This is a genomic window from Aquirufa avitistagni (genome assembly GCF_042715545.1).
GTDB lineage: Bacteria > Bacteroidota > Bacteroidia > Cytophagales > Spirosomataceae > Aquirufa > Aquirufa avitistagni.
The window spans coordinates 95,685-120,136 of record NZ_JBBKXZ010000002.1; the positions used below are offsets into that span (position 1 = coordinate 95,685).

18 protein-coding genes are annotated in these 24,452 nt (G+C 41.9%); 11 read left to right on the forward strand and 7 right to left on the reverse strand.

Going from position 1 to position 24,452, the window contains the following annotated elements:
- Window position 1: 1 nt before the first annotated feature.
- On the reverse strand, window positions 2-967 hold the full coding sequence (locus U0R10_RS06225; protein ID WP_377983096.1) for a KpsF/GutQ family sugar-phosphate isomerase: 966 nt from the start codon (window positions 965-967) through the stop codon (window positions 2-4).
- A gap of 84 nt (window positions 968-1,051) precedes the next feature.
- On the opposite strand from U0R10_RS06225, the gene U0R10_RS06230 reads away from it, so the two are divergent.
- The 9 genes from U0R10_RS06230 (at window position 1,052) to ribD (ending at window position 13,391) form a co-directional block, all read left to right on the forward strand.
- The gene (locus tag U0R10_RS06230; RefSeq protein ID WP_377983097.1) at window positions 1,052-3,364 is read left to right on the forward strand and encodes a RecQ family ATP-dependent DNA helicase; all 2,313 of its coding nucleotides are present in this window, start codon (window positions 1,052-1,054) and stop codon (window positions 3,362-3,364) included.
- Window positions 3,365-3,368: 4 nt separating this feature from the next.
- Window positions 3,369-4,655, forward strand: coding sequence for a phosphoribosylamine--glycine ligase (gene purD / locus U0R10_RS06235; RefSeq protein ID WP_377983098.1), 1,287 nt, complete (start codon window positions 3,369-3,371; stop codon window positions 4,653-4,655).
- A 23-nt stretch (window positions 4,656-4,678) separates the two neighbouring features.
- The gene (locus U0R10_RS06240) at window positions 4,679-6,160 is read left to right on the forward strand and encodes a regulatory iron-sulfur-containing complex subunit RicT (protein WP_377983099.1); all 1,482 of its coding nucleotides are present in this window, start codon (window positions 4,679-4,681) and stop codon (window positions 6,158-6,160) included.
- A gap of 36 nt (window positions 6,161-6,196) precedes the next feature.
- Window positions 6,197-6,649, forward strand: coding sequence for a gliding motility lipoprotein GldH (locus tag U0R10_RS06245; protein WP_377983100.1), 453 nt, complete (start codon window positions 6,197-6,199; stop codon window positions 6,647-6,649).
- 2 nt (window positions 6,650-6,651) lie between these two features.
- The gene (locus U0R10_RS06250) at window positions 6,652-7,134 is read left to right on the forward strand and encodes an Lrp/AsnC family transcriptional regulator (protein ID WP_377983101.1); all 483 of its coding nucleotides are present in this window, start codon (window positions 6,652-6,654) and stop codon (window positions 7,132-7,134) included.
- A 76-nt stretch (window positions 7,135-7,210) separates the two neighbouring features.
- Window positions 7,211-8,293, forward strand: coding sequence for an efflux RND transporter periplasmic adaptor subunit (locus U0R10_RS06255; protein ID WP_377983102.1), 1,083 nt, complete (start codon window positions 7,211-7,213; stop codon window positions 8,291-8,293).
- A 6-nt stretch (window positions 8,294-8,299) separates the two neighbouring features.
- Window positions 8,300-9,307 (forward strand): glycosyltransferase family 9 protein, encoded by a 1,008-nt coding sequence (locus U0R10_RS06260; RefSeq protein WP_377983103.1) that lies wholly within the window; start codon window positions 8,300-8,302, stop codon window positions 9,305-9,307.
- Between the two features lie 3 nt (window positions 9,308-9,310).
- Complete coding sequence (locus U0R10_RS06265) at window positions 9,311-12,385, forward strand: efflux RND transporter permease subunit (protein WP_377983104.1); 3,075 nt, start codon at window positions 9,311-9,313, stop codon at window positions 12,383-12,385.
- Complete coding sequence (gene ribD / locus U0R10_RS06270; RefSeq protein ID WP_377983105.1) at window positions 12,378-13,391, forward strand: bifunctional diaminohydroxyphosphoribosylaminopyrimidine deaminase/5-amino-6-(5-phosphoribosylamino)uracil reductase RibD; 1,014 nt, start codon at window positions 12,378-12,380, stop codon at window positions 13,389-13,391. The genes U0R10_RS06265 and ribD overlap by 8 nt, the downstream gene beginning before the upstream one ends.
- Here the strand turns inward: ribD and U0R10_RS06275 are convergent.
- Entirely contained in the window at window positions 13,377-14,699 is a 1,323-nt protein-coding gene (locus U0R10_RS06275; protein WP_377983106.1) for an Nramp family divalent metal transporter, read from the reverse strand. The two genes, ribD and U0R10_RS06275, sit on opposite strands and share 15 nt — an antisense overlap.
- Before the next feature lie 107 nt (window positions 14,700-14,806).
- Between U0R10_RS06275 and U0R10_RS06280 the strand changes: the two genes are divergently transcribed.
- Window positions 14,807-15,466 (forward strand): metal-dependent transcriptional regulator, encoded by a 660-nt coding sequence (locus tag U0R10_RS06280; protein ID WP_377983107.1) that lies wholly within the window; start codon window positions 14,807-14,809, stop codon window positions 15,464-15,466.
- Here the strand turns inward: U0R10_RS06280 and U0R10_RS06285 are convergent.
- From U0R10_RS06285 to U0R10_RS06300, 4 genes are all read right to left on the reverse strand, one after another.
- The gene (locus tag U0R10_RS06285) at window positions 15,463-18,399 is read right to left on the reverse strand and encodes a DEAD/DEAH box helicase (RefSeq protein WP_377983108.1); all 2,937 of its coding nucleotides are present in this window, start codon (window positions 18,397-18,399) and stop codon (window positions 15,463-15,465) included. The genes U0R10_RS06280 and U0R10_RS06285 overlap by 4 nt on opposite strands.
- 96 nt (window positions 18,400-18,495) lie before the next feature.
- Window positions 18,496-19,323, reverse strand: a complete 828-nt coding sequence (gene prmA, locus U0R10_RS06290; RefSeq protein ID WP_377983109.1) for a 50S ribosomal protein L11 methyltransferase — start codon at window positions 19,321-19,323, stop codon at window positions 18,496-18,498.
- Between the two features lie 8 nt (window positions 19,324-19,331).
- Window positions 19,332-20,285, reverse strand: coding sequence for an MlaD family protein (locus U0R10_RS06295; protein ID WP_377983110.1), 954 nt, complete (start codon window positions 20,283-20,285; stop codon window positions 19,332-19,334).
- 5 nt (window positions 20,286-20,290) lie between these two features.
- Window positions 20,291-21,091: an N-acetylmuramoyl-L-alanine amidase family protein gene (locus tag U0R10_RS06300; protein ID WP_377983111.1), complete on the reverse strand. Its 801-nt coding sequence runs from the start codon at window positions 21,089-21,091 to the stop codon at window positions 20,291-20,293.
- Window positions 21,092-21,182: 91 nt separating this feature from the next.
- Here U0R10_RS06300 and U0R10_RS06305 point away from each other — a divergent pair, with 91 nt between their 5' ends.
- Entirely contained in the window at window positions 21,183-23,900 is a 2,718-nt protein-coding gene (locus U0R10_RS06305; protein WP_377983112.1) for a putative LPS assembly protein LptD, read from the forward strand.
- Here U0R10_RS06305 and msrA read toward each other — a convergent pair.
- A complete protein-coding gene (gene msrA, locus U0R10_RS06310) occupies window positions 23,897-24,448 on the reverse strand; it encodes a peptide-methionine (S)-S-oxide reductase MsrA (protein WP_377983523.1) in 552 nt (183 codons plus the stop codon). The two genes, U0R10_RS06305 and msrA, sit on opposite strands and share 4 nt — an antisense overlap.
- Window positions 24,449-24,452 lie beyond the last annotated feature (4 nt).

Here is a 24,452-nt window from a genome sequence, read left to right on the forward strand (position 1 = left end):
ATTAGACGATTCCCTCTTTTAATAGGTCGTGGAGATGTACAAATCCCACGGCCTTTTTTGTTGACATAACGACCAACTGGGTAATGTTTAAGGACTGCATAATCGCCAACGCCTCCGTGGCATACGCTTCCGAATCTATGGTTTTAGGGTTTGGATTCATCATATCGATGACCTGAATGGTAGACCAGTCGGCCTGCTTCTCTAGCATCCGCCGCACATCCCCATCCGTAACGATTCCTAATAATTGATCCCCATCTACCACAGCGGTGGCACCTAAACGCTTCGAACTAATTTCGTGAATTGCCTCTTTAATCGTGGCTGTAGGTTTTATAGAAGGGAAATCGTGTTGCGGATAAATATCTGATACCTTCAAATACATCCGCTTCCCTAAGGCTCCACCAGGATGATATTTGGCAAAATCCTGAGCCGTAAATCCTTTGCATTCTAATAAGCAAACAGCTAATGCATCACCTAAAGCGAGTGCAACGGTAGTTGAAGTCGTAGGCGCCAAATTCATCAAATCTGCTTCCTTTTCTGCTAGGGCATGTAAAACAAAATCGGCCTGCTGGCCCAAATATGACTGTTTATTTGACACCATGGCGATCAACGAGACGCCTAAACGCTTGATCAATGGCACAAGTACCTTAATTTCGGGGGTATCTCCTGATTTGGAAATGCAAATCACGGAATCGCCGGCCTGAATCATACCCAAATCGCCGTGAATCGCATCCGCCGCATGCATGAATAATGCAGGCGTACCTGTGGAATTCATGGTTGCCACAATTTTTTGGGCGATGATCGCTGATTTCCCGATGCCTGTAAAGACAATCCTTCCTGACTGGGCAAGTAAATGTTCGACGCAAGCTTCAAATTCGGAATCAATTGCTTGGCCAACAAGCAAAATGGCCTCCGCTTCTTGCATTAAAACTTTTTTTGCTGTGGATTGAATATTTTTGCTTAATTTCAATGTTAGTAAGGATTTCAGGGTTCAAAGATAAGACAATCAAAAGAATTCCGCTAAGAAAGAAACACAAACGCCACGATCAATCGTATGACCAATTCCATTTCACCTGATGTTTTAAAAGAGCAACTCAAAAAGACATTTGGCTTTAGCCAGTTTCGAGGTGAACAAGAGGCCATCATCCAAAATACCATAGCCGGAAACCATAGTTTTGTCCTGATGCCTACGGGTGCAGGCAAATCCTTGTGCTACCAATTACCTGCCATTGTGATGCCGGGTACGGCCATTGTCATTTCTCCATTAATTGCGTTGATGAAAAACCAGGTAGACCAAATGGTCGCATTTGGCATCAATGCGCAGTTTTTAAATTCTTCATTAAGTAGGGCCGAAATCAACCGCGTCAAAGCTGAGGTAATTAGCGGTGTGGTGAAATTATTATATATCGCGCCTGAATCGTTGAATAAGCAGGAGAATTTGAACTTTCTCCAGCAAGCAAATATATCCTTTGTGGCCATTGATGAGGCGCATTGTATTTCAGAATGGGGACATGATTTCCGTCCTGAGTATCGCAAAATTCGCACGATCATAGAAAATATCAATGCGAAATTGCCTATCATCGCATTGACCGCAACTGCGACACCTAAAGTCCAGCAGGACATTCAAAAGACCTTAAATTTAGAAGACGCGACGGTGTTTAAGACCTCGTTTAATCGGAAAAATCTATACTACGAAATTCGCTCTAAGAAAGACATTGATAAGCAATTGATTCGCTATATCAAGGGTCATTCAGGTAAAGCAGGGATTATTTACTGCTTAAGCCGGAAACGTGTTGAGGAAATTTCAGACCTTTTATTGGTCAATGGGATCAATGCCCTACCCTATCACGCTGGCTTAGATCCTCAAGTTCGCATGAGCAATCAAGAAGCTTTCTTGAATGAGGAAGTGGATGTGATGGTTGCGACGATTGCTTTTGGTATGGGTATCGACAAGCCCGATGTACGTTTTGTTATTCACTACGATGCACCCAAATCACTGGAAGGTTATTATCAGGAAACTGGTCGTGCAGGACGCGATGGATTAGACGGTACCTGTATCTTATTTTACACGTACGACGATATTCTCAAGCTAGATAAATTCAATAAAGACAAAGCCGTTTCAGAAAAGGAAAATGCCAAATTGCTCTTAAGCGAAATGGTCTATTATGCCAATTTAGGGGTTTGTCGGCGCAAGCAACTACTCAGCTATTTTGGCGAGCACATGGCTGAAAATTGCGGGTTTTGTGACAATTGCATGCACCCAACGGCCACATTCAAGGCAGAGAAAGAGGTTACTTGGGTCCTAGATGCGGTAAAACAAACGGGAGAAAAATTTGACGCAGAGCATTTGGCAGATGTATTAGAAGGCAAAAGCAATCAATACACCCAGAGCTATGAGCATGAAAAGTTAAGTTGTTTTGGCATGGGAGCGATTGCCCCATGGAATGTCATTGAACCGGAAGAAGAGGATGATGACGATGATGAGGAGGGCGATGATGACGCACCGAAGAAACCAAAACTGCTTAAGAAATCTAAAAAAGAACCAAATCCGGAGAGCCAAAAATCACCCTGGATTTCATTTATTAAGCAATTAGTGATTTATGATTTATTGGCCAAAGACATCGAAAATTATGGTGTCCTCAAACTAAATGATAAATCAGAGGCTTATTTAAAAGACTCATATCCGTTGACATTCTCACGTGATCATGATTATGAGCAAGAAGCGATAACCGCTGAAAATGAGGAAGAAAATGCGGCATTAGGGGCGAAAGCATATGATGATGCCTTATTTGAGATATTAAAGACCCTTCGTAAAAAAGTAGCGAAGGAGAAAAACTTACCTCCTTATGTCATCTTCCAAGACCCATCGTTAGAGGAAATGGCTACGACATATCCAACTACCCAGGAAGAAATGGCGCAGATTAACGGCGTAGGGATGGGAAAAGTGGTGAAGTTTGGGAAGCAATTCCTGGATGCAATCATTCGGTATGTGGAGGAGAACGAGATTGAGACTGCGAAGGAAGTCGTTGTTAAGTCGACTGTCAACAAATCTAAAATTAAGATTTATATCATTCAGCAGGTCGATCGCAAGATTGATTTGGACTTGATTGCTGAGCAGAAAGAATTAAGCATGGCGGAATTGATTGAAGAGATCGAGACCATTTGTTATTCAGGCACTAAATTAAACTTAGATTATTTTATCAATCAGGTCATTGAGCCAGATAAGCAAGATGAAATTTTCGAGTATTTCATGTCGGCCGACACGGACAACATCGCCCAGGCGTTAGATGAGTGCAACATTGAGGATGTTAATGAAGAAGAGTTGCGTTTAATGCGCATTAAGTTTTTGAGTGAATTAGCCAATTAAATTTATGAATGTTTTAATTATCGGGTCAGGTGGTCGTGAACATGCATTTGCGTGGAAGGTTTCCCAAAGCCCATTACTAAGTAGTTTATTTATTGCCCCAGGGAATCCGGGGACTGCCAGTTTAGGCACAAATTTACCGATTGGCGTGGCGGATTTGGAAGGAATTGTTCGCGTAATCAGAGAAAACCAAATTGAATTAGTTGTGGTTGGCCCTGAGGAGCCGCTTGTCAAAGGAGTGCGTGATTTTATCGAGTCGCAGGACGACTTAAAACATGTGGGAATCGTGGGGCCTGGAGCTGCCGGAGCACAATTAGAAGGGAGTAAAGACTTTTCAAAAAAATTCATGCACACGCATGGTGTACCTACTGCTGCTTCGGAAACATTTACGAAAGATACGATTGAGGCTGGATTAGCGTATTTGGAAAAACAATCATTACCTATCGTATTAAAAGCGGATGGCCTTGCAGCGGGAAAAGGAGTAATCATTGCTCAAACGTTAGCGGAGGCTCAGACAGCATTGTCAGAAATGTTGTTGGATTCGAAGTTTGGTGCGGCGTCAGATAAGGTGGTCATTGAGCAATTTTTACGCGGCATTGAATTATCTGTTTTTGTTTTAACAGATGGCGAAAATTACGTGGTTTTACCTGAGGCAAAAGATTACAAACGGATTGGAGAGAATGATGAGGGATTGAATACGGGAGGCATGGGTGCGGTTTCGCCGGTACCGTTCGCTACGTCTAAATTCATGGAGGTGGTAGACCAAAAAGTAATCAAGCCTACGCTTGCTGGACTGAAGAAAGAAGGCATATCGTATCAAGGATTTATTTTTATTGGCTTAATGAATCATGAAGGGGAACCTTATGTGATTGAGTATAATGCACGGATGGGTGATCCTGAAACCGAGGTAGTCTTACCTAGAATCGAATCGGATTTCCTATCTTTACTGCTTGCGGCTGCGCGTGGGACCTTAAACGAGGAACAAATTCAAATCTCAGAGCAATTTGCGGTAACGACCATGGTGGTTGCTGGCGGATACCCGGAAGAATACCGAAAGGGTGATGTGATTTCTGGATTGGATCAAGTAGCAGACGCGTTAATCTTCCAAGCGGGAACGCGGGAAGAAAATGGACAAATTTTGACTAGTGGGGGGCGGGTTATTGCACTCACAGCAACTTCAAATACCCTGGAGAAGGCGATACAAAAGTCTCAAAAGGCGGCCCAATCGGTCCAATTTGAAGGTAAAAACTTTAGAAGAGATATTGGTCTCGACATCCTGCGTTACAAAGGATAAGCGATCGATGGAATCAATAAATTATGGCATGTAAATCGTGTTCAACAGGATCTTGTGGATCCAAAGGTGTAGAAGGAGAAGTTGTTTCGGGCTGCCAAAGTAATGGCGGTTGTGGAACAGGTGGCTGCAATAAAATGAATGTTTTTGATTGGCTTTCCGACTTGGATGTCCCTCAATTTCAGCGTTTTCATGTAGTAGAGGTTAAATTCAAGGGAGGCCGGAAAGAATATTTCCGAAATTCAAATGGCCTGATGTTGCATACAGGAGATGCCATCATGGTGGAATCGACGTCGGGAATTCATCTCGGAGTTGTTTCATTGCAAGGCGAATTAGTTCGTTTGCAATTGATGAAAAAATCGATCAAAGACGATGATAATTTGAAAAATATCATTCGAATTGCGAGCGAAAAAGATCTTGAAAAACATACTCAAATGATTGCGCGTGATTTGCCTACGATGTATCGGGGCCGACAAATCATCGGTGATCTTAAATTAAATATGAAGCTTTCGGATGTCGAATTTCAATCTGATGGGACGAAAGCTATCTTTTATTATTCTTCTGAAGACCGTGTCGATTTTCGTGAGTTGATCAAGTTATTAGCCACCGAGTTTAAAGTTCGTGTGGAAATGAAACAGATTTCTTCGCGTCAAGAGGCAGGAAGATTAGGCGGTATTGGCGTTTGTGGACGTGAATTGTGCTGTTCTACGTGGCTCACCGACTTTAAGAATGTAACTACCTCGGCGGCTAGATATCAAAATTTATCCTTAAATCCGGTGAAGTTAAGTGGCCAATGTGGTCGATTAAAGTGTTGTTTAAACTACGAGTTAGAAACGTATATGGATGCGCTTAAAAGCATCCCAACGATTGAAGGACGATTAAAAACGAAAAAAGGAGAAGCCATCCTACAGAAGACAGATATCTTCAAACGTATGATGTGGTTTGGGATTGTGGGAGAAGAAGCGATATGGATTCCTGTGAGCTGCGATCGTGTTAAAGAAATCATCGACTTAAATAAAAAAGGCATCATACCTGAGTCATTCAGTGACTTAAATCCAGACGCCCCTGTTCCTGAAAAGCCAAGCTTATCTGAATTAAATTCTGATTTGGAGCGGATGGACAAAAAATACGGTGGTAAAAAACCGGGAGCCGGAAACGGAAAAGGTGGAAATCGTGGCGGACGTGATCGCTTTGAGAATAGAGGTCCTCGCCCAGATCGTGGGCCGAGACCAGATAACCGCGGACCAAAACCAGCAGGTGAAAATACAAGCATTGATGGTGCTACTCCTGAAAATCGCGGTCCGAGACCTGAAAGAGGGCCGAGACCTGACAATCGGGGACCACGGCCAGAGCGCGCACCCCAACCGAACGCAGATGTAAATCCTTCAGCTGAAGGTGGAGCAGCGGATGGAACGGGCCAACCGAAACCCTTCAAAAAGAAATTCAAGAAGAAATTCAAACCAAGACCGCCGCGTGAAGGTGGATCTTCTGAAGCCCCATCAGCCTAAATTAAAATGAAAATAACCTTTAACATTTTATGGGTTATGGGATTGATAAGCGTCCTGAGTAGCTCTTGTCAATCGGACGCCGTTTTTGACCAATCTGAATCATTGGCTGAACATGGATGGGTACAAAAAAAACAAATTGTATTCCCTTTCGAAATTCAGGATACGACTAAGACCTATGATTTACAGGTGGCCATGCGCCAATCTAACGATTATCCATTTTACAATTTATACTTTAATTGTAGGCTCATTCAGGAGAATAAAGGCGTGTGGAAAAAAGCTTTCGCAGAAGCCATTTTATACGACCCCAAAACAGGTAAGCCAAAAGGCGGTGGTGTAGGTGATATGTATAGCCATTCCTATACGATTTTAAAGGGATTGAAATTCCCTCGTCGCGGAAAATACCAGGTGGAATTGGAACAATACATGCGAACCGATACGCTCGTTGGCGTAGTTTCAGTTGGTGCCTCATTAATCCCTAGCGCGAATTAACCATGGCAAAGATCGACGATATTGATAAGCAAATTTTGGCATTTCTTCATGAAGATGCCTTCTTGTCGAATAAGGAAATGGCTGCGCGACTGGGTATGAGTGCGACACCCGTGCATGAGCGCATTAAACGCATGGAAAAAGAGGGAGTGATTACGGGTTACCGTGCCATGATTAATCCCAATAAACTAGGCAAATCGCTAACTGTGTTTTGCGATATTTCGTTGAAAGAGCATGCCGCGGACTATTTGAAACAATTTGAGACCGATGTCATGTCGTTGCTTGAAGTTCAAGAGTGTTATTGCGTTTCCGGACACAGTGATTTTTTGTTGAAAATCGTGGTTTCCGACATGGATGAATACCGGAATTTTATTTTACATAAATTGGCCAGCATCAAAAATATTGGTAATGCGCAGAGCCATTTTGTGATGAATCAAATACAAAATGAGCAAATTTTACCTTGGCTAAATCAAGGAAAAAAAGAATAAACCTATAATTGAGGATAGCCAGCTAAGCAAAACTCAGTAATTTAAATTTTGATTTAAACCGTTTGACTATAAACACATGAATAAAGTAACGAAATCGATCCTTGGAGTTTTGATCGTAGGCCTTGTTTTAGGACTAGCCTTTTATCCCAAAATCAAAAAATCTTTCAGCAAAGAAAAAACGGAAGATTCCAAAAAAGACAAGAATGGCAAAGGAGGAAAGACTGCCGTGGTCGTTACTGTGGTTAAATCCACGCGTTTGGATGATTTGATAAGTTCGACAGGGTCAATTTTGGCTAATGAAGAAGTTGAGGTGCGCTCCGAAATCGCGGGTAGAATTATCTTATTAAACATTAAAGAAGGCGATGTTGTCAAAAAAGGAACCGTTTTATTCCGCATCAATGATGACGATTTACAAGCTCGATTACGCAAATTAGGTTTCAACAAGAAATTAGCGGAGGATAATGAGGCTCGCCAAAAAGTCCTTTTACAAAAAGAGGCTATTTCTCAACGCGAATATGATATTGCGGTCAACTCTGTTAATACGATATCAGCTGATATCGAAGACTTGAAAGCACAAATCTTAAAAACTACGGTATTGGCGCCTTTCTCTGGGACAGTTGGCTTTCGTTATGTTTCATTAGGAAGTTATATCTCCCCGGCCACACGAATTGCCACCTTAACAAACACCAATCCAGCAAAAATCGAATTCTCTATTCCAGCGAAATACGCCACAGCGATTCGCAAAGGAAGCACAATTGAATTTGTGACGGAAAGCGAAGAAAAAATGTACCGCGGAAATGTGTATGCCATCGATCCTAAAATTGATCCATTAACACGTACGCTTCAAATTCGTGCCCTAGCGCCGAACCCATCAGGTAGTTTGGTTCCAGGAGCTTTCGCGAAAGTAAACTTAATTTTAAAAACGAAGGGTAGTGCCATTTTAGTGCCTACGGAGGCTGTCGTGCCAGAGGCAAAAGGCAACCGTGTATTCGTTGTCAAGAACGGAAAATCAATTCCTGTCAAAGTGGAATTGGGGAACCGTGGCGAGAAAAATGTTGAGATTCTTTCTGGCTTGAGTATCGGAGATACGTTAATCACCAATGGCATCATTCAAGTGAAACCAGACGGCGAAGTTGAAATCAAAGAAGTTCTTCAATAAGGAATCATGCCTTGGAAATGGTCAGTTTGGCAATATAAATGGAAGAAGCTAGCACATGTGCTAGCGGCTCAAATTGCCTATGTCCGTATGTATGTGCAGATTCGAATACAAAAAAGCCAACAGCCAAACGATACATTTATAGGTATTTTACTTGCCGAACATCTTGGTGATATTGTTGCAGCTGAACCAATTATTGATGCATTAACGAAGAAATTTCCTCATGCAAAAATCGCATGGATTATTAAACCGGCTTTTCGGGCTTTACTTGAAAATCACCCGAAAATCGAATGGCTTATCGACGAACCAAGTGTATTGTTTAGCATGTATCTAACGAAAAAGCATCCCTTTGATGTCTTTTACAATTTACATATGAATGACCTACGGAGTGACACATTCTTCCCGGGTCGGTTTTTAGAAAATCCAAAAGCTACTGCACTTGAGTTAACGAAAGCAAATTACTTGCACCAGTTTAACCTGTTAGAAGTTGTATCGCAATTGGCCGATCTTGGAAAAATAGGTGGCTATCCCCATGTCTACCTTGAAAAAGGCACAAAAAACAACTTTTTGACGAAACCTTACTGGGTTATTCATCGTAAATCGAATGCCCAAATGCGCGATTGGCAAGATCATTTATGGTGTCAGCTGCTTGATCAAATCATTGAAGAAAATGACGTTGACATCGTAGAAATAGGCGTTATTGAACCGCTTGCCTATCAGTCGCCTAAATTTCGTTCACTTGTGGGAAAAACATCGCTTCGTGAAACGTTAGAGATTGTGCGCGATGCGGAATATTTCATTGGCGTGGAATCAGGTCCCGCACATATTGCGAATGCGTTTCGTATTCCTGCGCTGATTCTTTGCGGCCGATTTGTAAATTTCGACCGTTATAATGTGTATTCGGGTGCTTATCAACATGATGGCATTGCTCGGATCGTTTTTAATTCTACTGGTACAGCGTCTGAATTAACATTCGAGGACGTGTATGCCCAACTACCTCAAAAAAACCTAGCTTAACATATGGCCTCATTATCAGAAACTAGCATTAAACGACCTGTCCTATCCATAGTGATGTCGGTATCGATCATCGTATTTGGTTTGATTGGATATTCTTATTTGGGTATTCGTGAATATCCTTCCGTAGACCCACCGGTAGTTACCGTCCAGACGAGTTATACGGGTGCGAATGCGGATATTATTGAGTCACAAATTACCGAACCACTCGAGGAATCCATTAATGGTATTGCTGGAATTAAGACGCTATCGAGTTCTAGCCGGGATGGCCGATCGAGCATTACGGTCGAGTTTGATTTGGCGGTTAATATTGAAGATGCGGCAAATGATGTTAGAGACCGCGTTTCGCGTTCCCTAGCTTTGCTTCCTAAAGATGTGGATCCACCGGTTGTATCCAAAGCTGATGCGGATTCCAATCCTATCTATAACTTAAATATCTATTCGAACACACGTGATCTTTTAAGTCTAAATGAAATTGCAACTCGGAATGTGAAGGAAAAACTTCAAACGATTCCAGGCGTTTCTTCCGTCCAAATGTGGGGTGAAAAGAAATATGCCATGCGTTTGCATATCGATCCTGAGCGTTTAGCTTCATTCCGTTTAACAGCCCCTGACATCGTTAGTGCATTAACCAAACAAAATATCGAACTCCCATCAGGTAGCATCGAAGGAAATAACACGGAGCTTACAGTACGGACACAGGGCCGCTTAACCACGGTAGATGATTTTAATAACTTGATTATTCGGGAAGAAGGCGACCGTTCGGTTAAATTTTCGGATGTAGGAAATGCTGAATTAGCTCCAGAAAATGAGAAAACATTCTTTAAGCGTGACATGATGCCGATGATTTCGATCGCTGTTATTCCACAACCAGGTTCTAATCAAATCGATATTGTCGATCAGATCCATAAAAAAATGAAGCAAATTCAAACGACCATCCCGGGTGATGTGATTTTGAAGGAGGGATTTGACAACACAAAATATGTACGGAAATCCATTGAAGAAGTAGAAGAAACGATCATGATTGCCATTTTGTTGGTAACAATCGTGATCTTCCTATTCTTGCGTGACTGGCGGTCAACAATCATTCCATTGACTGCGATTCCTGTCTCTCTGATCGGAGTGTTCTTTTTCATGTATTTGGCGGGATTCTCCATCAACGTATTAACCTTACTTGGAATCGTCTTGTCCATCGGACTTGTTGTAGATGACGCGATTGTAGTACTTGAAAATATCTACTCAAAAATTGAGGAGGGGCTAACGCCATGGCAGGCAGCCTTAGCTGGTTCGAATGAAATTTACTTCGCCGTAATTTCCACCACGGTAACACTTGCTGCAGTATTCTTACCTGTTATTTTCTTGGAAGGAATCACGGGCCAATTATTCCGCGAGTTTGGAATCGTGGTAGCAGGATCCGTAATCATTTCAGCTTTTGTATCATTGACCTTAACACCTATGTTAAGCTCTAAATTACTCAAAGGTGGGCATTCCAAGCCTTGGTTTTACAACGTAACCGAGCCATTTTTTGTGTGGTTAACACAGGCATACGAAAGCTCCCTAAATTCATTTTTAAAAGCTCGTTGGATTGCGTGGGTAGTGATGGTTGGCCTAATCGGCATAATTTATACCCTATTCAAAACAGGTGCCATCCCGTCAGAATTAGCTCCATTAGAAGATCGCGCGCAAATGCGCGTGAGTGCTACTGCACCTGAAGGATCTACATTTGAATACATGCTGAATTTTACGGATGAAATCACCAATTTCATCATGAAAGAAATTCCGGAATCAGAAAGAAATGCGATTTATACAATCACTTCTCCTGGCTTTGGAAATGCCGGTTCGAATTCGGGAATGATTCGGATATTGTTGAGCGATACAACGAAGCGTAGAAGCCAACAAGAAATTGTAGATGCGCTTCAGCCTAAGATAAAGAAATTTACAGGCGCGAAATCGATTGTGATTCAAGAGCCTACGTTACAGACAGGTCAGCGCGGAGGTGGTGGATTACCTGTAGCGTTCGTGGTGCAAGCGCCTAACTTTGAGAGGTTAAAAAAGATGATGCCACAATTTATGGCTAAGGTGCGCGAGTCTCCAAAATTTGAAATTTCTGATATCAATTTAAAGTTCACTAAACCAGAACTACGCTTGGAGATTGACCGTTCCAAAGCGCAAAATTTGGGGGTATCGATTCAAGATGTAGCCCAAACGCTCCAATTAGGCCTTTCTGGACGTCGATTCGGGTATTTTATCATGGACGGAAAACAATATCAGGTGATTGGACAAATTAACCGTACCTCTCGAAATGATGTCAATGACCTAAAATCCCTATATGTGAAAAACAACCGAGGTGATCTAATTCAATTAGACAACATGGTGAAAATCACAGAGCAAAGTACTCCGCCTCAATTATTCCGCTTTAACCGCTACTCTGCAGCTACAGTTACGGCTCAAATGGCGAAAGGGGTGACCTTAGGTGAGGCCCTTGACGAAATGGATAAACTAGCGAAAGAAACTTTTGATGAATCATTCTCAACGGCTTACGATGGACAAAGTAAGCAATTCAAAGAATCGAGTTCTTCTTTATTATTTGCGTTTGCACTAGCCATCTTATTGATCTACCTGATTCTTTCTGCCCAGTTTGAAAGTTTTGTCGATCCATTCATCATCTTGTTTACCGTACCATTAGCTGTGGCGGGAGCGCTATTGTCGCTTTGGGATTTCGGCCAAACACTAAACATTTTCTCACAAATCGGAATCATTGTATTGATCGGACTCGTAACTAAAAATGGTATTTTGATTGTTGAATTTGCGAACCAACAAAAAGAAACGGGTTTATTAAAAATGGAGGCGGTAAAAAATGCAGCATCTGCTCGTTTCCGTCCCATCATTATGACATCCCTATGTACGATTTTAGGTATTTTGCCTATTGCACTAGCCTTGGGTTCGGGCTCACAAAGCCGCGTTTCCATGGGTATTGCGGTCGTAGGTGGTATGTTATTCTCGACCACTTTAACACTTTATATCATTCCTGCTATTTACAGTTACATGTCATCGAGCCGGAAAAAAGTTGTCAATGACTAAAGATGAGATTTGGATGCAACGTGCCTTAGACCTAGCCTTGTTAGGTGAAGGGCACGTAGCACCCAATCCATTAGTTGGCTGCGTCATCGTTCGCGACAATCAAGTCATAGGCGAGGGACATCATGCCCAATATGGCGGAGCACATGCGGAAGTAAATGCATTTCAAAATCTTCAACAGTCCGCTCAAGGTGCTACCGTGTACGTGAGTTTGGAGCCATGTAGTCATTTTGGCAAAACACCCCCCTGTGCTAATTTATTGATTCGGGAACAGGTAGCCCGCGTCGTTATTTGCAATTTGGATCCCAACCCCTTAGTTGCCGGAAAGGGAATTGAACGCTTATTGCAGGCTGAAATTGAAGTTGAAACCGGCATTTTAGCCTCAAAAGGAGCTCAAATTAATCGCCATTTTTTTCACTTCCATGAAAAAGGGAGGCCTTGGATCACACTCAAATTTGCAGAGTCAGCTGATGGATTCATAGCGCGTGAAAATGGGGAACCCGTTACGTTTTCGAATCAGGTGAGCCAACAGCTCGTTCATAAAATGCGCACTCAGCATCAGGCCATTTTGATTGGGGTTAATACGGCCAATGCAGATAATCCAAAATTAGATGCGCGTTTTTGGCCGGGAAATTCACCTATTCGCATGGTCATTGATCCCCACAATCGCATGCAACGTGCATTGACATTAGTTACAGACAATTCACCGCTTTACATATTTACACGTGAATATGCCATTGTCAAAGGCAACAAGCATTGGATTGCATTAGGGGATAATATGCTGAAAGGACTTATGCAGTACTGCCACGCTGAAGGAATTCAATCCATCCTCGTAGAAGGGGGAACACATACATTGGACTCGTTCTACACAGCAGGTCTTGCAGATGAAATACTCAAGATCAAATCGGATGTCTGTCTTGAAAAAGGCATCAAAAGCCCATTTAAAGCACTTTACTGGGAATTAATGGAACAAGTTGGCACTGATAACCAGTGGCTACATGTCAAATAAAATTTGAGCTAACAAATACAGATTTAGGCTAAGAATGATCGCGCTGATAATCCAAGCGCTAACGGTCAACCAAGGAGCATTGACAAATTTTCCCATCTTTTTAGCATCACTCGTAAACCACACTAATGGTATCACTGCAAAGCTTAGTTGCATCGAAAGAACGACTTGACTGAAAATCAGTAAATCGCCAATCTTACTTTCTCCCCACACCCATGTGATAAAAAAGGCAGGTAAAATGGCGAGCATTCGAGTAATCAGTCGGCGAATCCAAGGTTTCAACCTGAGGTCGAGAAAACCTTCCATTACGATCTGGCCGGCAAGCGTACCCGTTAATGTTGCGTTTTGACCGGAGGCTAATAAGGCTACAGCAAAAAGTATTGCAGCCCAGCGACTCCCCAAAGCGGGATTTAATAATTCAAACGCATCCCGAATATCTGCAACATGCTGCTGACCGCTCCAATGAAATGCTGCAGCAGCTAGAATAAGAATCGCTGCATTGATAAAAAAGGCTAAGGACAACGAAATGGTGGAGTCCCACGTTGCGAATTTAATCGCTTTAGCTCGTTGCTCATCTGTGTGCGCAAAGGCCCGAGTCTGCACAATGCTCGAGTGTAAATATAAATTATGCGGCATGACGGTCGCACCTAAAATACCAATCGCCACATACAATTGATTCGAATCTTGAAAGATTCCAGGAGTAGGAATAAGTCCCTTTAATACAGGACCAATGGCTGGTTGAGCTAAAAAAATCTCGTACACAAAGCAAATACTAATCACAGCTAGTAGTGCCAAAACAATTGACTCCAAAACACGAAACCCTCGGTTCTGAAAATATAAAATCAGGAATACATCCAAAATCGTAATCACAATACCACTTAAGATAGGGATTCCGAACAGTAAATGTAAGGCTAATGCCGACCCAATCACTTCGGCCAAATCACAGGCAGCGATGGCTGCCTCACAAATTAACCATAAGAAAATAGCTACGGGTTTTGAAAAGGCATCGCCACATGCTTGGGCTAAATCACGTCCAGTAGCCACGCCTAACTTGAGCGCCAAATGCTGCAACAGAATCGCAAACAAACTGGAAATTAAAATAACGGATAAGAGCGTGTAGCCAAATTGTGCACCACCTGCTAAATCTGTTGCCCAATTGCCAGGATCCATATAGCCTACAGCTACCATAAATCCAGGGCCCATGAATGCGCGAAGATTCTTCCAAAAGCCTCCCCCCTGCGGTATTGGGATACTCGCATACACTTCACTGAGTGAATGGGATTTAACTTCAGAACGCCAAGGCTGCGACATAGACAAAAATAAAAATCAAATATAGCTAATATTCTAAATTAATTTTTAGTCTAGCCTAAAAATTTTATTACTAAATATTTTGTACTTTTGAATTTCTAAATCTCGCTATGGCTATATCATTCGCTGAAGAAAACTATTTGAAAATCATTTACAGGCTCTCCGAGTCGACTAGTGATGATATTTCAACCAATGCCATCGCCGAATTAACCCAAAATAAAGCCGCTTCAGTCACTGACATGTTACGTAAAATGTCTGACAAAGGATGGGTTAACTACCAAAAATACCAAGGGGTTCGTTTGAGTGAAACGGGAGAAAAAATAGCCTTAGATATCGTTCGTAAACATCGATTATGGGAGGTATTCTTGGTTAATAAAATGGGCTTCAACTGGGATGAAGTACACGAAATTGCCGAGCAGCTGGAACATATTGAGTCCGAGGTACTCGTCGACAAATTGGATGCCTTTTTAGATTATCCGCGTACCGATCCGCATGGCGATCCCATACCTAACAAAAAAGGCGAATTACCGCAATTAGGATATATCCCATTGGCTAACATGCCAATTGGTAAAGCCGGAAAACTCGTGGGTGTAGCTCAAGATTCAGCTGTATTTCTACAGTTACTGACCAAACTAAATTTGAAATTAGGGGCAAACTTAGAAATAACAGAAATTAATGCTTTTGACTTATCAGTGTCTTTACGCATCGACGGAAACCCTCCCGTATTAATCAGTCATGAAGTAGCTAAAAACGTATTGATTAAACGCTAGCTCAATAAATCTAATACTTCATCCTCGCTCAAAGCCCGTAGGATGCTTTCATCCGAAGTTACTAAGTCATTTGCCAAATCCAATTTACGCTGCTGGAGCGACAAGATTTTCTCCTCCACCGTTTCCTTACTGATAAACTTGTACGTAAATACCGTTTTCTTTTGACCAATCCGGTGGGCGCGGTCAATCGCCTGTGCTTCTGCAGCTGGATTCCACCACGGGTCTAATAAAAATACGTAGTCCGCTGCAGTTAAATTTAAACCAACTCCACCGGCTTTTAAGGAAATTAAAAACACCGACTGTCCATCATCTTTTTGGAAACTTTCCACTTGACCCATCCGATCTGATGTGCTTCCATCCAAATAAGCATATGCAATTCCTCGTTCGTCCAAAGCCTTGCGAATCAGCCCTAAATGTTGCACAAACTGACTGAAAATCAACACTTTATGATGCTGCTCTAAGACCGTTTCTAGCTTCTCCAAAACCGCTTCCATTTTACCAGATTCCCCTGTAAAGCCTTCTTCGCACAATGCTGGGTGATTGGCCAGTTGGCGCAACTTCGTCAGACCTTGCAACACAGAAAAACGTGATTTCTGCAAACCTTCATCCTTAATTTGCTTTAACAAGACATCCCGGTAGAATGACTTTGTCTTGTCATATAAACGCTCTTGCTCCTCAGACATCGCGCAGTAGGTGATCGACTCCATCTTTTCAGGCAAGTCGGCCGCCACCTGACGTTTCTCTCTCCTTAGTAAATAAGGTTTAATTAAGAAATAAAGACGCTTTTTCTGATCACCATCTGCCTTTTTCTCAATAGGAATTTGGAAGGAATCTTTGAAATATCGTTGTGTTCCAAGTAAGCCTGTATTCACAAAATTCATCTGCGACCACAGGTCCATCGTGGAATTTTCCAACGGTGTCCCCGTCATCACTAAACGATATTTGGCGTTTAACTTTTGAACGGCTTTGGTAATATTTGCTAATGGGTTTTTAATCGCTTGCGATTCATCCAAGATGACATAACTGAAGGATTGTTTTTCAAACCAATCAATATCTGATCGAACCATGCCAAAAGAACAGAGGATTAAATCAACCTTGCCAATTTGAGCTTGCAATTTTTCCCGTTGGGGCCCACTATATACTAACACGCGAAGCTGAGGCGTAAATTTCTTTGCCTCCATTTCCCAGTTGTATAACAACGAAGTGGGCATAACAAGTAAGGAAGGGAGAGTCTCCCCTTGCTCCTTCAAACTTTGCAACAAACAGAGTGTTTGTACAGTCTTTCCAAGACCCATATCATCCGCCAAACAAGCTCCTAATCCGGCAACCTGACGCGTACGCATCCAGCGGTATCCTTCTAATTGATACGGACGCAGTGTGCCTTTGAAATTCTTTGGAATAGGGAAATCTTTGGTTTCTAATTTAAGGTCGTTAAGGGTTTTTGCCTTCAACGAAGTTTTAACCAAATCTTGGTTTTCCCATTCTTGAATCAACTGAAAATGTTGTCTTCGTAGATAGACGCCATCATCACCTGGACGCGTTTCTGAGAAATAAAACAAGTCTTGATAATCATGAAACCAATTATCTGGAATAATAGCGATCGACCCATCAGGCAAGTGGAATTCCTTTTTCTTCTGAAGAATCAATTGGCGAATCTTCAAAAATGGAATTTGAAATTGCCCAAACGAAATAATCGCTTGAATATCAAACCAATCAAATTTTTCACCAATTCGAATGCTGATCTCTGGTTTACCTAAGAAGTAACGCGGCGCAGATCCATCCCCTTTAAATTGAACGGTAAATCCTGCTTGGTCTAAATCTTGTTTATGAGCGGTCAGCCACTGGACGGCATCTGAGCGTGAAATCGTTGCTCTTCCATCTGCTTCCATCGGAAGCCCCATGGTTTTTAAACTTTGAAAACTGCGCTTCTCCTTAACGAGCGAGCGCATAATCTTTTGAAATGCATAGCTATCACCTTTCTTTTCGAAGAGCACATTCGCCTCCGCAGCTAAGCCATCCCAAGGAAAGCGGTTATTACCATATTGAAAAGACAAGACAAATTGCCAGCGATCAGCCGCTTCTAATGCCTTTTTCGAACTTGGCTTTTCATCTCCATCCACCTTGGGTACGATGGGACCATAGGCTAACAAGTATTGGCAATTCTTTTCTGTATTGGTGATTTCAAAACCTTTGGCATGGACCGGATAACGCGCGACCATGGCCTTAACAAATTTGCGAAAATAGTCTTCCTCCATGTTTTTGGGGATAACTACAAATTTCTTATTCAGAAAAGCACGTAATTTCTTGCCTTCTAACTGCGGTTTAAAATGGTATAGTTTTTGATTTAACAGCATCCAGGCTGGCTCATCACACAAAATTAAAGCGTCCTTATATTGAAATTCTAGCTTGCTGCCTTGGTATTTGAGTGTCGGAAAATAATGCGTATTCTCTTCATTGCGCATGAAGTGAAACAACACTTCTACTGGTTCTGCTTGGATTTGCACAGATTGCCGCATGGGATTTCCATCATTTCCCATGATGAAAAGCGTTTTATCAGGACAAATAAGTTCGAATATTTGACCACGCCGACGTTCAATACTTGCGTGAACGGTATCTGCGATGTCCTTATCCCCTTTCTCTGGATCAAATGTCTTTAAATAAAACTCTTCAATTGTTTTACGCTTCGACGTGTTGTACTTTTCAAAAATAGCTGCCGGCTTCATCCCCTCAATCAACTTCACACACGCTTCATCGCGCTCATCTAATCCGGCGGCAAATTCATGATAATTACGCGACGTAAGGGTTTGATATTCCCAAGTCAGCTGCCCCTTCTCGTTTAACTGCACGACAAACACCTCGAACAAATAGCCGAGGCATTCATGTGACAATATGGAATAAACAACCTGGAAAGGTTTGTTCGGGGAGATCTTCATGTGCTGTAAAAAACTCGAACAACCGAGTTATAAGCGTAAAACCTTCAAAAATAAGGGTTTTTCATGAATTAATGACTTTTTGGGCAATAAATTAATCTAAGCCTTTTGAAGCCGCAAGCAGGTCCACGGACCTTTCTCCGTTTGCGCTTGTAGGGTTAAGCCTAACGAGGCCGCCGCTTTTTGAAGCAATGGCACATCGGCTGCATAAAACCCACTTAAAAATAAATAGCCTCCGGAAACAATCCGCTTACTATATTCTTCCATCTCGTCCAACAGAATATTTCGGTTGATATTAGCTATAAGAACATCATAGCTTGTTTCATCCTCATCGCGTATCGTCCCTTGTGCAAAAGTAACATCTGCACATTCGTTCAGGCCAGCATTCTCGATGGAATTTTCAACAGCCCAGGAATCAATATCAAAACCATGAACGCGCGTAGCGCCACGCTTCCAAGCGACAAAGGCCAAAATCCCGGTACCTGTCCCGGCATCCAGTACTGATTTATTCGCTACATCTAATTCTAATAAAGCCGCTACTAATAAGGCTGTTGTTTCATGATGCCCCGTGCCGAAAGACATTTTGGGATTAATGACGATTTCCATTGGAAATGAATGATCGGGCTCATGAAAGCTAGCGCGTATGTACACTTGATCTAAAATGCGAATCGGATCGTAATTAGTCTCCCAAACTGCATTCCAATTTTCCTTTTCTATATCATTGTAAACTACATCGATTGGACCTAAAAAGCGATAGCGATCTACAATTTCTTGCGCCTGACCAGCAACATACAAAGCTGCCGGGCAATAAGCAGCAATCCCTGAGTCAAGATCCTCAAAAATATCAAATCCAATTTCGCCCAATTCGGCCATTAAAATATCTGTTATCTCAGGCGATGCTGAAATAAGCAATTGCTTCGTAGCCATGTAAGGGTCTATTTATCAATGGTCGGATTGGGATCTTTTTTCCCAAAAACAGAGAAATGTATATAACGCTTTGGTTGCGTTCTAAAATCAATTAATAGGCGATCCAAATCAACAATTGACTTATTGAGGCCTGTATAAAGGGAATCGTTTGTTAAAAACTTACCCGCGCTTCCTTGACCTTGCTCTAGTTTTGTTACAATACGCTGAAGTGACGTGATTGCGCGACTCGCCTCTTGAATCGTTTGCCCAATCCGTGCCGCCTGAATGGAATCGGCTACCGAATTAAACTTAGTCAGTAACGGTTTTAATTCTTTCTCTGTCTCAATTAAACTCTGCGACAGATTGCGCATATTGGCCGTAATCTGCTTAATATTTACGCTATTCTCAGCTACTAGGGTAGAAACTGAACCATTAATATTCGACACGGCTACATTTGAATTTTCAATTAAGCGATTTAGATGCAAGCCTGTTTTCTCAAATTTAGAACTAACGCTCCTGAACGTAACGAGTAGTGAATCGGCATTGGACAAGACGGGCAACGCGCGCTCTTTTAATAACGAAGAAAGCCCTTTTTCATTTATGCCAAGTATCGTTGATTCGTCGGCAATTGCCCCTTTACCCAACAGCTCTAAACGAATAACTTTTCCTCCAAGCAAGGCTCCGTCTGACAAAATGGCTACTGTTTTATCTGGTAAAACCAATCCTTTATTGACCCAAATTTCAACCTTGATTTTATTTCCGTCTGCTGGATCTAAAAATACCTTTTTCACTTTGCCTACCTCGACACCATTGACCAAAACGATGTTGGATGCAGTGAGGCCGTCCACATTATCGTATTGAATGTAGTAGGTATTCGACTTCGAAAACAGGTCATTCCCTTTCAAGAAATTGAACCCAAAATAGAGGATTAAAAAGGCCATTAGGGCCAAAAAACCTACCTTTAATTCGTTGCTTTTGAACATTTGGGCTATTTTTCTATGTCTTCTTTGTACTTCTTAAATGCTGTTGCAATGGCGTCTGCCACTTGGGATTGTCCATGCTCTGAGTTTAAGTATTCCTCTTCCTCGGCATTTGTCAAAAAACCCGTCTCCACGAGTACACTAGGCATGGCTGTACGCCAAATCACCAAAAATCCAGCTTGCTTTACCCCAAAACTTTTTCGTTTGTACGTTTTTGCAAATTGGTCTTCTACTAATGAAGCAAATTTAACCGAGCTAGCCATAAAGGCACTTTGGTAATTTGCCATCATAATGTGCGCTAATGGAGAACTTGGATCAAACCCATTATAGGCCGTTTGATAATCTTTTTCTTGCAAGATTACCGAGTTCTCTCGCTTCGCTACGTTTAAATTTCCGTCCGTTTTATGCAAACCCATCGTATAGGTTTCTGTTCCATAAGCTGATTTATTGGCAGCTGCATTGCAGTGGACCGAAATAAATAAATCTGCTTTGTTCCTGTTGGCAATATCAGCTCGCTCGAATAACTCAATAAATTCATCTGTTTCCCGCGTATAAATCACCTTTAAATCTGGGAATTCAGCTTTCAGTTTGCGACCTAATTCTAATATAATTTTCAACGTTACTTTTCCTTCGCGGGCACCTTTGGGACCTAAACATCCTGGATCTTTTCCTCCATGGCCTGCATCCAAACACACCGTCCGAATTAAATTCTTTTTAGGTGGGTTATTCGTGGGCTGAGGTTCTGCTTGTACCACTCCGAAGACCAAAAATAAAGCCGCAATAAAAATAACTCGAATCGCTAAAAACATTATTTTTTCAATTATTAGACGTATGGTAAGTAGCAATGATGTAATTTTACAATTCCCATTGCCACACACAAAGATAATTTTTAAATTCCATTTGGTAAAGCAATCCACATATTACCTTTTTCTGTTCATAGGACTATTCCTTGGTGGCATATCGGATTCCTTTGGGCAGCGGGTCATCGTGAAAGATTCTGCTCAATCACGTGTTATTCCGTCAGATTCTCTGAATAAAAACCAAGACCTGCAAACGACCGTATATTATTCTGCAGCTGATTCCACCATCTTGGATGCGGCGAATCAGGTGGTCCATCTATATGGAAAGGCCAAGGTAAAGTATGGGGAAATTGGCCTAGAGGCTAATTACATTCGTTTAGATTGGGAATCAAATGAAGTATTTGCCAAAGGCACGTATGATTCAACAGCCCAAAAAATGGAAGGCTTACCTGTCTTTACGCAAGGGGGCGACAAATACGATTCAGATGAGATACGCTATAATTTCAAAAGTAAACGTGCGGCAATTAAGGGGATAGTAACCCAACAAGGCGAAGGATATGTACAGGGGAAAACGGTTAAAAAAGATGAAGAAGAGAATCTGTACATCCGAAATGCAATCTACACGACATGCAATTTAAGCCATCCACACTTCCATATTAATGCGAGTAAAATCAAGGTCGTCGGTAAAAAGGAAATTATTTCCGGCCCCTTTCATTTTGAATTAAATGACATCCCTTTACCAATCGGATTACCGTTTGGCTTTTTCCCATACTCGCAACCAAAGGAAGCGGGTAAATCTGGTATCCTATTCCCTACCTATGGGGAGGAACCTACAGGTCGTGGATTTTATTTACGTGAAGGCGGTTACTATTGGGCCGCAAGCGAAAACATTGGCATTCGATTTACCGGTCAAATATACTCGAAAGGGGGATGGGGATTAGGCGCAAATTCCCAATACAACAAGCGCTATCGCTATAATGGTAGTTTTAATTTAGCGTTTAATCGCAATAGTAATGGTGCAGAATTCAACCCAACCAAGCGAACGGACTTCTCTTTACAATGGTCCCATAGCCCGCGAAGTCTTGGCAACTCAAGTTTCTCCGCATCTGTTAATATTGCCTCTAATTCCTTCAATCAATTCAACACATTTTCCACGCAGCAGTACCTAACGAATACCATTGGCTCTTCGGTACAATACACCAAAAACGTGGGGCAAATATTTCGTAGTGGTATCAGTTTAAGGATCAACCAAAATACAACTACACGTGTATTTGATGCAGGAACTGAATTCAATTTTGGCTTGAATCAATTCCAGCCATTTAAACGTAAAAATGCGATTGGAGATAAATTTATGGATCAGTTCCGACTTGGTCTAGATTTTTCTGGGAGCGTATCCGTGACTAACCAAGTTTCGGATCCGTTTACACGGTATGAGTTTGATGTGTTCCCGCGCGAGTCAAATAGCCAACGAGGAGTCATTCAAAGGCCATTTGTGCCCACAACCCTGAATGATTTACCTCCGGGGGTTGTTCCTGTGAATGCGAGTACAATTCCCATGTTGTTAGACAAAGCGCAAACAAAATTTCAATATAGCGTTCCGCTTTCCTTGCCGAATATTAAACTGACCCCCTACATCAACTTGACCCCTGGCGTTTCTTTATCAGGGAATATGTTTACGCGATCTTACAAATACACCTACATGCCTGTTGACTCGACCGTGCGCATCGATACGGTGGGTGGATTACCAAAATTCAATTCGCAACTTTCGTTTTCAGCCAGCATGAATACGCGTGTATATGGAACAGCGCGTTTCAATAAAGGTCGCCTAGAAGCGATACGCCATACGGCTGTTCCCAGTATTAGTTTGAGTTATGCGCCAGATGTTTCGGATCCATCGTTAGGTTATTTTCAAGACGTCCGCATCAATAACCGTAAGTTTATTAATGCTGAAGGAGTAGAACAAATAGGAGATATTCGACGCATTTCAAGCTTTGATCCACGAACATTAAGTTATGGAGGTGCTACGGGCGCAGTTAGTTTCGGTATTCAAAATACATTGGAAGCAAAGCTGAAAACCAAATCAGATACCGCGACCAAACAAAGTGAAAAAATTAACCTAATCGACAACTTTGGGATTAATGGAAGTTATAATTTTCTAGCAAAAGAATTTCCATTGTCCAACCTGAGCTTCACGGCTAATTCGCGTGTTAGGGAGTTTGATATCAACATCGGTGGGAGTATTGACCCCTATCTATATGTTCAAGACAAGGCATTTTTTGACATGGGCCGACGAACCAACGACCTAATGTTTAGTAAGGGCGAGGGATTGGGCCGATTACAAGGACTTAATTTATCGATAGGACGTAGGTTTGCCCCATCAAAAACAAAGGATAAAACGAGTAAGGAAGGAAGTGAATCGCAATTGCGTCAAATTAACCGAAATTTGGATGATTATGTCGATTGGAATTTACCATGGACATTTTCATTTAGTTATCAATTCAGCTATAGCCGCATGGGTCTAGCTGCTGCCCAAAAAATTGCAGGTCTAACATTTCAGGGAGATGTTAGCCTTTCAGAAAAATGGAAATTCTCAGTGTCTTCAGGCTATGATTTCAAATTTAATGGCTTGACATACACAAACATGTCCGTACATCGCGACTTACATTGCTGGGAAATGAATTTCAACTGGACTCCTATTGCGAGCCCCTTTTATGGACGTGCGAGTAATTACTCGTTTGACTTACGCGTTAAGTCCACATTGCTCCAAGACCTAAAATTATCGAGAAGGAGAAGCTTCTACGATAAGGGTGGATTCTAATTCAGCTTATCTTTAAACGCCTTCAGAAATTTGTCCATTTTTGGCTTAATCACAATTTGGCAATAAGGTTCCGTACCATTTTGATTGAAGTAATCTTGGTGGTAATCTTCCGCCGGATAGAAAACAGATGCTGCTGAGATTTCTGTAACAATTGGATTTGGGAATACGTGTTTTTCATTCAAATTCCGTTTCCAATTTTCAGCTGCTTGTTTTTGTGCCTCGCTACTAAAAAATATGGCAGACCGATATTGCGTACCTACGTCAGCACCTTGTCGATTCAAGGTAGTTGGGTCATGTGTTTGCCAAAAAACTTCCAATAAAGTCTCAAACGTTACAACATTCGGATCGTAGGTGATTTGGCATACCTCGGCATGGCCTGTAAGGCCAGAACACACTTCACGATAAGTTGGGTCCTTAATTTTACCCCCCATATATCCAGAAGTCACAGATTGAACTCCTTTGACCCGCTGGTATACGGCTTCTACACACCAAAAACATCCGGCTCCGAATGTAATTGTATCTAATTTTGCGACTGAATTATCTTGCATGGTT